This is a genomic window from Halomonas rhizosphaerae (assembly GCF_030010555.1).
GTDB classification, from domain to species: Bacteria; Pseudomonadota; Gammaproteobacteria; order Pseudomonadales; family Halomonadaceae; genus Halomonas; species Halomonas rhizosphaerae.
This window is the reverse complement of the sequence record NZ_JASCQP010000021.1, coordinates 41145-53460: the sequence shown is the minus strand read 5'-3', so window position 1 is coordinate 53460 and position 12316 is coordinate 41145. Positions and strand designations below refer to the sequence as shown.

9 protein-coding genes are annotated in these 12316 nt (G+C 67.9%); 7 read left to right on the top strand and 2 right to left on the bottom strand.

Features of this window, described 5'->3' with window-relative positions; genetic code table 11:
* The first annotated feature begins 2 nt into the window (after window positions 1–2).
* The 5 genes from parE (at window position 3) to leuA (ending at window position 8408) form a co-directional block, all read left to right on the top strand.
* Complete coding sequence (parE, locus tag QLQ83_RS06970) at window positions 3–1883, top strand: DNA topoisomerase IV subunit B (protein ID WP_282734795.1); 1881 nt, start codon at window positions 3–5, stop codon at window positions 1881–1883.
* Between the two features lie 167 nt (window positions 1884–2050).
* Window positions 2051–4303 (top strand): DNA topoisomerase IV subunit A, encoded by a 2253-nt coding sequence (parC, locus tag QLQ83_RS06965; RefSeq protein WP_282734794.1) that lies wholly within the window; start codon window positions 2051–2053, stop codon window positions 4301–4303.
* A complete protein-coding gene (gene serB / locus QLQ83_RS06960; RefSeq protein WP_282734793.1) occupies window positions 4300–5514 on the top strand; it encodes a phosphoserine phosphatase SerB in 1215 nt (404 codons plus the stop codon). Before parC ends, serB begins: the two co-directional genes overlap by 4 nt.
* Window positions 5511–6338: an ion transporter gene (locus tag QLQ83_RS06955; RefSeq protein ID WP_282734792.1), complete on the top strand. Its 828-nt coding sequence runs from the start codon at window positions 5511–5513 to the stop codon at window positions 6336–6338. The genes serB and QLQ83_RS06955 overlap by 4 nt, the downstream gene beginning before the upstream one ends.
* 354 nt (window positions 6339–6692) lie before the next feature.
* Window positions 6693–8408, top strand: coding sequence for a 2-isopropylmalate synthase (leuA, locus tag QLQ83_RS06950; RefSeq protein WP_282734791.1), 1716 nt, complete (start codon window positions 6693–6695; stop codon window positions 8406–8408).
* 73 nt (window positions 8409–8481) lie between these two features.
* Here leuA and epmB read toward each other — a convergent pair whose 3' ends face one another.
* On the bottom strand, window positions 8482–9519 hold the full coding sequence (gene epmB / locus QLQ83_RS06945) for an EF-P beta-lysylation protein EpmB (protein ID WP_282734790.1): 1038 nt from the start codon (window positions 9517–9519) through the stop codon (window positions 8482–8484).
* A gap of 108 nt (window positions 9520–9627) precedes the next feature.
* Here epmB and efp point away from each other — a divergent pair, with 108 nt between their 5' ends.
* Both efp and epmA read left to right on the top strand, forming a co-directional pair.
* A complete protein-coding gene (gene efp, locus QLQ83_RS06940) occupies window positions 9628–10194 on the top strand; it encodes an elongation factor P (protein ID WP_133637396.1) in 567 nt (188 codons plus the stop codon).
* Window positions 10195–10490: 296 nt separating this feature from the next.
* A complete protein-coding gene (epmA, locus tag QLQ83_RS06935) occupies window positions 10491–11477 on the top strand; it encodes an EF-P lysine aminoacylase EpmA (RefSeq protein WP_282734789.1) in 987 nt (328 codons plus the stop codon).
* On the opposite strand, the gene asd is transcribed toward epmA, so the two are convergent.
* Entirely contained in the window at window positions 11449–12309 is an 861-nt protein-coding gene (gene asd, locus QLQ83_RS06930; RefSeq protein WP_282734788.1) for an archaetidylserine decarboxylase, read from the bottom strand. The two genes, epmA and asd, sit on opposite strands and share 29 nt — an antisense overlap.
* Between the last annotated feature and the right edge of the window lie 7 nt (window positions 12310–12316).

The window sequence follows — 12316 nt, the reverse complement described above, 5'->3', positions numbered from 1 at the left end:
GCATGACGCAATACAGTGCCAGCTCCATCGAGGTCCTCTCCGGCCTCGAGCCGGTGCGCAAGCGCCCCGGCATGTATACCGACACCTCGCGGCCCAACCACCTGGTCCAGGAGGTCATCGACAACAGCGTGGACGAGGCACTGGCCGGCCATGCCGGGGAGATCACCGTTCGGCTGTTCGAGGACGGTGGCGTCGAGGTCTCCGACGACGGCCGCGGCATGCCCATCGACATCCATCCCGAGCATGGCGTCTCCGGGGTCGAGCTGATCATGACCCGGCTGCACGCCGGCGGGAAGTTCTCCCAGTCGAGCTACCGCTTCTCCGGCGGCCTGCACGGGGTCGGGGTCTCGGTGGTCAACGCCCTGTCGAAGCGCCTGGAGATCGAGGTGCTGCGCGACGGCAGCCGCCACGGCATGGCCTTCGAGCACGGCGACAAGGCCTCCCCGCTGCAGGTGATCGGCAGTGCCCTCAAGCGTGCCCGCGGCACGGTGGTGCGCTTCTGGCCCGAGGAGAGCTACTTCGACAGCCCCAGGCTCTCGCTCTCGCGGCTCAAGCACCTGCTGCGCGCCAAGGCGGTGCTCTGCCCGGGGCTCAAGGTCACCCTGGTCGAGCCCGACGGCAACGAGAGCGTCTGGCAGTACGCGGATGGCCTGCGCGACTACCTGGCCCAGGCCACCGACGGCTATGAGGTGCTGCCCCCGTCTCCCTTCATCGGCCATTTTGCCGATGACGAGCACGGCGTGGACTGGGCCATCCAGTGGCTGCCCGAGGGTGGCGAACCGCTGCTCGAGAGCTATGTCAACCTGATCCCCACGACCCAGGGCGGCACCCACGTCAACGGCCTGCGGTCCGGCCTGCTCGAGGCCCTGCGCGAGTTCTGCGAGTACCGCAGCCTCCTGCCCCGGGGCGTCAAGCTCACCGCGGAGGACCTCTGGGAGCGGGTCTCCTACGTGCTCTCGGTGAAGATGCTCGACCCGCAGTTCGCCGGCCAGACCAAGGAGCGCCTGTCGTCGCGCACCGTGGCCGGTTTCGTCTCCGGGGTGGTCAAGGATGCCTTCTCGCTGTGGCTCAACCACCACGTCGACCAGGCCGAGGCGCTGGCCGAGCTGGTGATCAGTGCCGCCCAGCGCCGCCAGAAGAGCTCGAAGAAGGTGGCGCGCAAGAAGGTCACCTCGGGTCCGGCACTGCCCGGCAAGCTCGCCGACTGCTCGGGCCAGGACCCTGCCGGCAGCGAGCTCTTCCTGGTGGAGGGCGACAGCGCCGGCGGCAGCGCCAAGCAGGCACGCAACCGCGAGACCCAGGCGATCCTGCCGCTGCGCGGCAAGATCCTCAACACCTGGGAGGTGGAGTCCCATGACATCTACGGCTCCCAGGAAGTCCACGACATCGCCGTGGCCGTGGGCATGGACCCGGGCAGCGATAACCTCTCCAAGCTGCGCTACCACAAGATCTGCATCCTCGCGGATGCCGACTCCGACGGTCTGCATATCGCGACCCTGCTGTGCGCGCTCTTCGTGCGCCACTTCCCGGCGCTGGTGGATGCCGGCCACGTCTTCGTGGCCATGCCGCCGCTCTACCGCATCGACCTGGGCAAGGAGGTGCACTATGCCCTGGACGAGAGCGAGAAGGCGGCCATCCTGCGCAAGCTCGAGGGCAAGCGAGGCACGGTGAACGTGCAGCGCTTCAAGGGACTGGGCGAGATGAGCCCACTGCAACTGCGCGAGACCACCATGGCGCCGGAGACGCGCCGCCTGGTGCAGCTCACCCGCGAGGTCGGCGATGGCACCATGGAGATGATGGACATGCTGCTGGCCAAGAAGCGCGCCGGCGACCGCAAGAGCTGGCTGGAGGACTACGGCAACCTGGCGGATATCGAGGTCTGACCCGGCTTCGCCGGGAGCTATAAGCCGTAAGCTTGAAGCTGTAAGTAACCCCATGAATAAGTGGTTTTTCTTACAGCTTACGGCTTCAAGCTTACAGCTCTTCCACAACGTATCGTGCGGGCCACATCCCGCGAATTTTCCATGATGGCAGATAGGGCCCTGAACCCATGACCATGGATATCCAGGTGGCGGAGGGCGACGTCGAGCGCCTCTCGCTGCGCGAGTACACCGAGAAGGCGTACCTCGACTATTCGATGTACGTCATCCTCGACCGGGCGCTGCCGCACATCGGCGACGGCATGAAGCCGGTGCAGCGGCGCATCGTCTACGCCATGCGCGAGCTGGCGCTCGGTGCCAACGCCAAGTACAAGAAGTCGGCGCGTACCGTCGGCGACGTGCTGGGCAAGTTCCACCCCCACGGCGACAGCGCCTGCTACGAGGCGATGGTGCTGATGGCCCAGCCGTTCAGCTACCGCTACCCGCTGGTGGACGGCCAGGGCAACTGGGGCAGCCCCGACGATCCCAAGTCCTTCGCCGCCATGCGCTACACCGAGGCGCGGCTGTCGAAGTTCGCCGAGGTGCTGCTCGCCGAGCTCGGCCAGGGCACCGTGGACTGGACCCCCAACTTCGACGGCACCATGAACGAGCCGGTGGTGTTGCCGGCGCGTCTGCCCCACGTGCTGCTCAACGGCGGCACCGGCATCGCCGTGGGCATGGCCACCGACATCCCGCCGCACAACGTGGGCGAGGTGGTCGAGGCCACCTGCCACCTGCTGCGCCATCCCCAGGCCACCACGACGGACCTGCTCGAGGTCATGCCGGCGCCGGACTTCCCCACCGAGGCGGAGATCATCACCCCGCGCAGCGACCTGCGAAAGCTCTACGAGAGCGGGCGCGGCTCGGTGAAGCTTAGGGGTCGCTACGTGCGCGAGGAGGGCAACGTGGTGGTCACCGCGCTGCCCTACCAGGTGAGCGGGGCCAAGGTGCTCGAGCAGATCGCCGCCCAGATGCAGGCCAAGAAGCTGCCCATGGTCGCGGACCTGCGCGACGAGTCGACCCACGAGGAGCCGACGCGACTGGTGATCGAGCCGCGCTCCAACCGCGTCGACATCGAGGCGCTGATGGCGCACCTCTTCGCCACCACCGACCTCGAGAAGAACATCCGCGTCAACATGAACGTGATCGGGCTGGACGGCCGCCCGCGGGTCATGGCGTTGCCCGACCTGCTGGGCGAGTGGCTGCGCTTCCGCCGCGCCACGGTACGTCGTCGTCTCGAGCACCGCCTGGGCAAGGTCGAGGACCGCCTGCATATCCTCGAGGGCCTGCTGGCCGCCTACCTCAACATCGACGAGGTGATCCGCATCATCCGCGAGGAGGACGAGCCCAAGGCCGCGCTGATGGAGGCCTTCGGGCTCTCCGATCGCCAGGCCGAGGCGATCCTCGAACTGCGGCTGCGCCACCTGGCCAGGCTCGAGGAGATGAAGATCCGCGGCGAGCAGGACGAGCTCGAAGCCGAGCGCAAGCGCCTGCAGGAGCTGCTGGGCAGCGAGGCGGCGCTCACCGACCTGATCGAGGAGGAGCTGCGCGATGCCGCCGAGGCGCACGGTGACGCCCGTCGCTCGCCGCTGGTCGAGCGCGAGGAGGCCCGGGCGCTCTCCGAGGTGGAGCTGGTCGGCGCCGACCCGGTCACCGTGGTGCTCTCCGAGAAGGGCTGGATCCGCAGCGCCAAGGGCCACGAGATCGACCCCGCCGGCCTCTCCTACAAGGCCGGCGATCGCTTCCATCTCGCCGCCCGGGGCAAGACCAACCAGCCGCTGGTGCTGCTGGACGACACCGGGCGGGCCTACACGCTGTCGGCCCATAACCTGCCCAGCGCCCGCGGCCAGGGCGAACCGGTCACGGGGCGGGTCAACGTGGCGGCCGGGGCCCACATGGCCGGCCTGATGCTGGCACCGCCGGACAGGCGCTTCCTGCTGGCCTCAGACGGCGGCTACGGCTTCATCGCGCCCCTCGACGCGCTGATCGGCAAGAACAAGTCGGGCAAGGCGATCCTCAGCGTGCCCAAGGGCTGCAACGTGCTGTCGCCGCTGGAGGTGCCGGCCGAAGAGGGCGCCTGCGTGGCGGCGGTCTCCAACGAGGGACGGCTGCTGGTCTTCGAGCTCTCGCAACTGCCCGAGATGGCCAAGGGCAAGGGCAACAAGATGATCGACATCCCGGGTGCCCGGGCCGCCCGCCGCGAGGAGTTCGTGCGCGACCTGGTGGTACTGCCCGCCGGCGCGGCGCTGGTGGTGCATGCCGGCAAGCGGCATGTGACCCTGAAGGCCGGCGACCTGGACTACTATCGTGGCGAGCGCGGCCGGCGCGGCAGCAAGCTGCCCCGCGGCTTGCAGAAGGTGGATCGGCTGGAGATTGCGGAATGACACGACGCGTACTGATCCGCGCCACCGGGGTGGCACGCCCCGGTCAGCTGGCCGGCCTGGGCAAGGCGCTGGCGGCCAGCGGCGCCCGGCTGCTGGACATCAACCAGAGCGTGACTTTCGGCATCCTCTCCCTGGAGGCCCTGGTGGGGCTCGCCCGGGAGAGCGACCTGGAAGGCGCTCTGGCCACGACGGGAGACGCCCTGGGCCTGGACATCCAGGCGATCCAGGTGAGTGCCGAGGACTACCAGCGCTGGAGCGTGCAGGCGAGTCAGCCTCGGCTGATCCTGACCCTGCTGGCGCCCCACCTGCCGGCTGGGATCCTCGCCGAGGTGGGGGCGCTGACCGCCGAGCATGGGCTGACCGTGGAGCTGATCCACCGCCTCTCCGGTCGCGAGCCGCTGGACGGCGGCATGCCCGAGCACGGTGCCTGCGTGGAGTGCTGGCTGCGCGGCGAGGAGGTCGACCTCGACGCCCTGCGCGAGAAGGCCCTGGCGCTGGGTGCCATGCACGGCGTGGACATCGCCCTCCAGGAGGACTCCATCTGGCGACGGCATCGCCGCCTGGTCTGCTTCGACATGGACTCCACCCTGATCCAGACCGAGGTGATCGACGAGCTGGCCCGCCGCCACGGCGTGGGGGACGAGGTGGCGGAGGTCACCGAGCGGGCCATGCGCGGCGAGCTGGACTTCCAGCAGAGCTTCCGCGAGCGCATGGCGAAGCTCAGGGGGCTGGACGAGTCGGTGCTCGCCGAGATCGCCGAGTCCCTGCCGCTGATGGATGGCCTCGAGCGGCTGATGCGTCATCTCAAGCGGCTGGGCTATCGCACGGCGATCCTCTCCGGGGGCTTCACCTACTTCGCCCGCCACCTGCAGGAGACGCTCGGCTTCGACGAGGTCCATGCCAACGAGCTGCTGATCGAGAACGGCAAGGTCACCGGCGAGGTGCGCGAGCCGATCCTCGATGCCGACCGCAAGGCGGAGCTGCTCCACGAGATCGCTCGCCGCGAGGGCCTGGCCATGGAGCAGACCATCGCCGTGGGCGACGGTGCCAATGACCTCAAGATGCTGGCCGCCGCCGGGCTCGGCATCGCCTTCCGGGCCAAGCCCCTGGTGCGAGCCCAGGCGCGTCAGTCGATCTCCACCCTGGGGCTCGACGCCGTGCTCTACCTGATCGGCTATCGCCAGGGAGACCTGGAGGAGCCGGGGCAGTGAGCACGACCTTCGAGACATGGCGTGACCGCTTCGAACGGCTGCGTGCGCACAAGGCCTTCGAGCTGACGGTGATCACCATCATCGTCGTCTCGGCGCTGCTGATCGGCGCCAAGACCTACGAGGAGGAAGTCAGCCCCTTCCAGCAGTGGCTGCTGGTCATGGACGTGGCGGTGACGGTGTTCTTCCTGGTGGAGATCCTGATCCGCATGGCAGCGGAAAAACGCCTGCGCGACTTCTTCCGCAAGGGCTGGAACATCTTCGACTTCCTGATCGTCACCGCCAGCCTGATCCCCCTGGACGACTCGGAGATGGTGCTGCTGGCGCGGCTGCTGCGCATCTTTCGCGTGCTGCGTCTGGTCTCGATGATTCCCGAGCTGCGCATGCTGATGGCGGCGCTGGTCAAGTCGATCCCGCGCATGGGCTACGTGGCCCTGCTGATGTTCATCATCTTCTACATCTATGCGGCCCTCGGCAGCTTCCTGTTCGCCGAGGTGGACGACTTCCTGTGGGGCAACATCTCGATCGCCATGCTGACCCTGTTCCGCATCGCCACCTTCGAGGACTGGACCGACGTGATGTACGCCACCCAGGAGGTCTATGCCTGGAGCTGGATCTATTACCTGACGTTCATCTTCCTCACCGCCTTCATCTTCCTCAACATGATGATCGGCATCGTGCTCGACGTGATGCAGAAGGAGAGCGTGCAGATGGAGATCGAGAGCGGAAAGGGCGAGGCCGCCGAGCTGCACGGCCTGCGCAGCGACGTGCGAGAGCTGCGTGACCAGCTCTCGCGGATGGAGGCGCTGCTCGAACGCCGGAGTTGACAAAGCCTCTCAACCTTGATTCTCTAGAGCCATGAACATGACGGCGTACGACCTCGACCTACGACTACTAGCCCGCTCCTGAGAGCGTGGGCGATGCCGCCTGCATCGCCACTGTCCTTCGCCAGAAGGTCCCGGTCGAAACGAGGTCGTACCATGTCAGCCACCACCAGCAGTCCTTACATCAAGGCCCATGCCGTACCGAGTCGTCGCGAACGCGTTGCCGTTCGCATTTCTGGTGCGGTCGTGTCCGATACCTCGCGTGACGCCCCGACAGGCCCCCGGCCGTCGGGGCGTTGCCGTTTCTGAGCCGTATTCGCAAGAGTGCCGCATCGCCAGTCCAGGGAGAACGCCACCATGATGCTCGACAACCCCGCTACCAAGTACCGCCCCTTCGTGGCCGTCGACCTGCCCGACCGCCAGTGGCCGAACCGCCGCATCGAGACGCCGCCGCAGTGGTGCAGCGTCGACCTGCGCGACGGCAACCAGGCGCTGATCGACCCCATGGACCAGGAGCGCAAGCAGCGCTTCTTCGACCTGCTGGTCAAGATCGGCTTCAAGCAGATCGAGGTCGGCTTCCCCTCGGCCTCCCAGACCGACTTCGACTTCGTGCGTGCCCTGATCGAGCAGGACAAGGTACCCGATGACGTCACCATCCAGGTGCTGACCCAGGCCCGCGACCACCTGATCGATCGTACCTTCGAGGCGCTGAAGGGGGCGAAGAACGCCATCGTCCACGTCTACAACGCCACCGACCCGGTCTTCCGCCGCGTGGTCTTCCACGTCAGCAAGGAGGAGTGCATCCAGATCGCCGTGGACGCCACCGCCCGCATCCGGCAGCGCATGAGCGAGGCTCCCGAGACCAACTGGACCTTCCAGTACTCGCCGGAACTGTTCACCACCACCGAGATGGACTTCGCCAAGGAGGTGGTCGAGGCGGTCATGGAGACCTACGGGGCCACCGCGGAGGCCCAGATGATCGTCAACCTGCCGGCCACGGTGGAGGTCGCCACGCCCAACAACTATGCCGACCAGGTGGAGTGGTTCTGCCGCCATGTGAAGAACCGCGACGCCCTGATCGTCAGCGTGCACCCGCACAATGATCGTGGCACCGGCGTGGCCGCCGCCGAGCTGACGGTGATGGCCGGCGCCGATCGCGTCGAGGGCACTCTGTTCGGAAACGGCGAGCGGACCGGCAACGTCGACATCGTGACGCTGGCCATGAACCTCTACACCCAGGGCGTGCACCCGGGACTCGACTTCTCCAACATCACCCCGATCATGCGCGAGGTGGAGCACTGCAACCAGCTGCCGGTCCACCCGCGACACCCCTATGTCGGCGACCTGGTGTTCACGGCCTTCTCCGGCTCCCACCAGGACGCCATCAAGAAAGGCATGGCCGAGCGGCGTGACCATCCGGAGGCCGTCTGGGCGGTCCCCTACCTGCCCATCGACCCGCTGGATGTCGGGCGCAGCTACGAGGCGGTGATCCGCGTCAACAGCCAGTCCGGCAAGGGCGGGATCTCCTATCTGCTCGAGCAGGAGCACGGCATCGAACTGCCGCGCCGGCTCTCCATGGAGTTCAGCCAGGTGGTGCAGGAAGTGGCCGATCGCCTGGGGCGCGAGATCACCTCGCAGATGATCTACCAGGCCTTCGTCGACGAGTACCTGGCCAAGGTCTCGCCCTTCACCCTGGTCGGCCACCGCCTCTCTTCCGAGCCCGACAGCCCCCGGGTCAACTTGGAGGCGACCATCGAGGAGGATGGCGAGCGTCGCATCGTCACGGGCCAGGGCAATGGCCCGCTGGCCGCCTTCATCAAGGCGCTGGCCGCGGCCGGTCATGACGTGGAGATCATCGATTACCACGAGCACTCCCGGGGCCAGGGGGCCGACGCCGAGGCGATCGCCTACGTGGAGGTGCGCGCGGGCGACGAGGCCGTGTTCGGCGTCGGGACCGACGAGAGCATCACCAGTGCCTCCATGAAGGCGGTGATGAGCGCCCTCAACCGCCACCTCTCCACCCGGTCTCCGGCGCCCAACGTCACTGCAGCGTCACTGGAGGTTGCAAAATAAGTGGCCACATCGTGGCTGATCCGGCGACAGGCCGGCGCCACTCGGTTTGGTGCTTTCAGCTCGGCGCTCGGCGCTAAAGCGGTGTCTTGCTGGCCTCGCCGGGAATCTCCCGCACCAGCCGCGGCATCAGGAAGCCCGGCAACACCTCCCGCAGGCCCGCGACCAGTTCGCGGGCCTCGTCATCGGCTACATCGAAGTGCGCCGCCCCGGCTACCGGGTCGAGCACGTGGAGGTAGTAGGGCAGGATGCCGGCCTCGAACAGCCGCTCGGAAAGCGCGGCGAGAGGTGCGATGCCGTCGTTGACCCCCCGCAGCAGTACGCTCTGGTTGAGCAGGGTCACGCCGGCGGCACTCAGCCTGCGGCACGCCGCGATGACCGCCTCGTCGATCTCGTTGGCATGGTTGATGTGCAGCACCATCACCTTCTGCAGGCGGGTGGCGCCGAGCCAGCCGAGCAGGGCGTCGTCGATGCGGTCGGGGATCACCACCGGCAGTCGGGTGTGGATGCGCAGGCGCCTGAGGTGGGGAATGGCCGCCAGCCGCTCGACCAGCCAGGCCAGCTGGCGGTCGCTGGCGGCCAGGGGGTCGCCCCCGGAGAGGATGGCCTCGTGGAGCGTTGCATCGTCCCTCAGGTGGTCGAGGGTGGTCTCCCACTGGGCCCGCGAGGGGGCATTCTCCTCGTAGGGGAAGTGGCGGCGGAAGCAGTAGCGGCAGTTCACCGCGCAGGCGGGGCTCGCGATCAACAGGACCCGGCCGGGATACTTGTGGATCAGCCCCGGGGCGGGCGCATGCTCGGCTTCCTCGAGGGGGTCGGCCACATAGCCGGGCGCCACCAGCGCCTCCTCGGCCAGCGGCAGTACCTGGCGCAGCAGGGGGTCGGACGGGTCGCCGGGGCGGATGCGCGCCAGGTAGGCCTCGGGGACCCGAACCTCGAAGAGGGCATGGCCACGCTCGGCACCCGGCCAGAAGGCCTCGTCGAGTCCCAGGCGGCGGCACAGCTCGTGGGGGTCGCGAATCGCCCTGGCCAGCTGGGTCTGCCAGCGAGCCTGGAGGGGCAGGGGGCGGGCCTCCCGGTCGGGGCGCTGCAAAAGGGCGCTGCTTCGGGTTATCATGCGACACACCAGTCAATACGGACGGGGACGAGCTCCCCGTCGAACTTCATCTGCTTGCGCGCGCCCCCGGCCAGTGCCGGTGGCGCGCTCGAATATGGGTAAGACATCATGGCCAATTATTCTACCAACGAATTCAAGGGCGGTCTGAAGGTGATGCTGGACGGTGACCCGTGCAGCATCGTCGAGAACGAGCTGGTCAAGCCCGGCAAGGGACAGGCCTTCAACCGCGTCAAGCTGCGCAACCTGATGACCGGCCGCGTCTGGGAGCGCACCTTCAAGTCCGGTGATTCCCTGGAGGCCGCCGACGTCCTCGAGCTGGAGATGGAGTACCTCTACACCGACGGTGACATGTGGTACTTCATGAAGACCGATGGCTCCTTCGAGCAGTATGCCGTGGAGAAGAAGGCCCTGGGGGATACCGAGAAGTGGCTCAAGGAGCAGGTCCCCTACACCGTGACCCTGTGGAACGACAACGTGATCAACGTCACCCCGCCGAACTTCATCGAGCTGGAAGTGACCGAGACCGATCCGGGTCTCAAGGGTGACACCGCCCAGGGCGGCTCCAAGCCGGCGACCCTCTCCTCCGGCGCCGTGGTCCGCGTGCCGCTGTTCATCAACGAGGGCGAGGTGCTGAAGGTGGATACGCGCTCCGGCGAGTACGTTTCCCGCGCTTGATTACATTGAGCTACGAGCTACGAGCTACAAGCGGCGCTGGGGACAGGCCGAAGCGGAGGTCCTATGCCAGGGGTGAGAAGCACTGCTTCGAACGGGCTGGCCATGGATGGCCAGCACCGGACCTGCATGCGGAGCAGGATGCGAGAGCGCAGCAGGGCATCGGTAGCGCCCAGGGATGGGTTTACAGCGCCTCCGCGATGGTCCGACACTTCGGGGCCTGTCGCCGATAAGCCGCAGCTCTGCACTCTGAAAGGCCACGCTTACGGCGTGGCCTTGTCGGTTCTGGAGGTTGGAAAATGACGGACGACTGGCGCCCTACGGCGACGATCGAGACGCTGCGCGAGCGGGCCCGCCTGCTGGCCGAGGTGCGCGCCTTCTTCGCCCGGCGCGGCGTGCTGGAGGTGGAGACGCCGGTGCTGGGCCACGGCGGCAGCACCGAGGTGCACCTGGCCTCCCTGTCCGCCGAGGCCACCACCCCGGCCGGGCGCGAGCGGCTCTGGCTGCAGACCTCCCCGGAGTTCGCCATGAAGCGGCTCTTGGCCGCCGGCTCAGGGCCGATCTTCCAACTGGCCCGAAGCTTTCGCGACGGGGAGGTGGGGCGGCGCCACAACCTCGAGTTCACCATGCTGGAGTGGTATCGCCCCGGGCTCGCGCTCGATGCGCTGATCGAGGAGACCGCTGCCCTGGTCAACGCCGTGCTGGGCCAGGAACTGGGGGATAAGCCGGTACCGCCGCGCCGGCGCCGCTACCGCGAGCTGTTCCGCGAGCACCTGGCCATCGACCCCTTCAGTGCCCCACTTGGCGAGCTGCGGCGCCTGGCGGGGGCGGTGGGCGGCCTGGACATGGCCGACGGTGACCGCGACGGCTGCCTCGACCTGCTGATGAGTTTCGAAATCGAGCCCTATCTCGGACGTGAGGGCCTCGACGTGGTGGTGGACTACCCGGCCAGCCAGGCGGCCCTGGCGCGTCGGCATCGCGACCCGGAGGACGGTGAATGGGTGGCATCGCGCTTCGAGCTCTATCGGGAAGGGCTGGAGCTGGCCAACGGCTACGACGAGCTCACCGATGCCGCCGAACAGGCGGCGCGCTTCGCGGCGGACAACGCCGCCCGGCGGGCGGCGGGGCTGCCCGAGGTGGACGCGGACCAGCGCCTGCTGGCGGCCCTGGCGCACGGCATGCCGGCGGGCAGTGGGGTGGCGCTGGGCCTCGACCGGCTGATCCAGCTGGCGCTGGGCAAGTCGAGCGTGGCGGAGGTCATGGCCTTCGCCACGCCGCGCTGCTAGACGCTCCCAGCGACTGTCCCATCCGCACCTTGGCGCCGGGCGAGATGGTGTTGGCGAAGCTGACCGGCTCACTGAACGCCATCACCACCGTGGAGCCGAGCTTGAAGCGCCCCAGCTCCTCGCCCTTCGCCAGGCGCACCGGGGTGTCGAAGCGCAGGCGCTGCACGTCGCCCCGGGGCAACGGGGTGATCTGCCCGGCCCACACCGTCTCGATGGCGGCGACGATCATCGCCCCCACTAGCACCACCGCCATGGGCCCCTGCTCGGTATCGAAGTGGCACACCAGCCGCTCGTTGCGGGCGAACAGGTTGGGCACCTGCTCGGTGGTGGCGGCGTTCACCGAGAAGAGCCGGCCCGGGACGTAGACCATCTCGGTGAGGGTGCCGCTGGCGGGCATGTGCACCCGGTGGTAGTCGCTCGGCGAGAGGTAGACGGTGGCAAAGCTGCCGCCGAGGTAGCGGCGCGCCGCCTCGCCGTCGCCGCCGAGCAGCTCCATCATCGAGAAGCGGTGGCCCTTGGCCTGGAGCAGCTGGCCGGCCTCGACGGCGCCGAACTGCGAGAGGGTGCCATCGGCGGGGGAGACCAGGCCCTCGCCGACGGGACGGGCGTCCTCCTCCAGGGTGCGGGTGAAGAAGTCGTTGAAGGTAGCATAGGCCGTCGGGTCGGGCTCGGCGGCCTCGTCCATGTCGACCCTGAATTGACGGATGAAGGCCTTGATCAGGGCGTTTTTCAGCCAGGGCAGTCGGCAGTCGGCGAGCCCGCCCACCAGCCGCGAGAGCAGATGGTGGGGGAGCGGGTACTGGATCAGGGCAAAGAGTCGGGAGAGTGGCAAGGGGGTG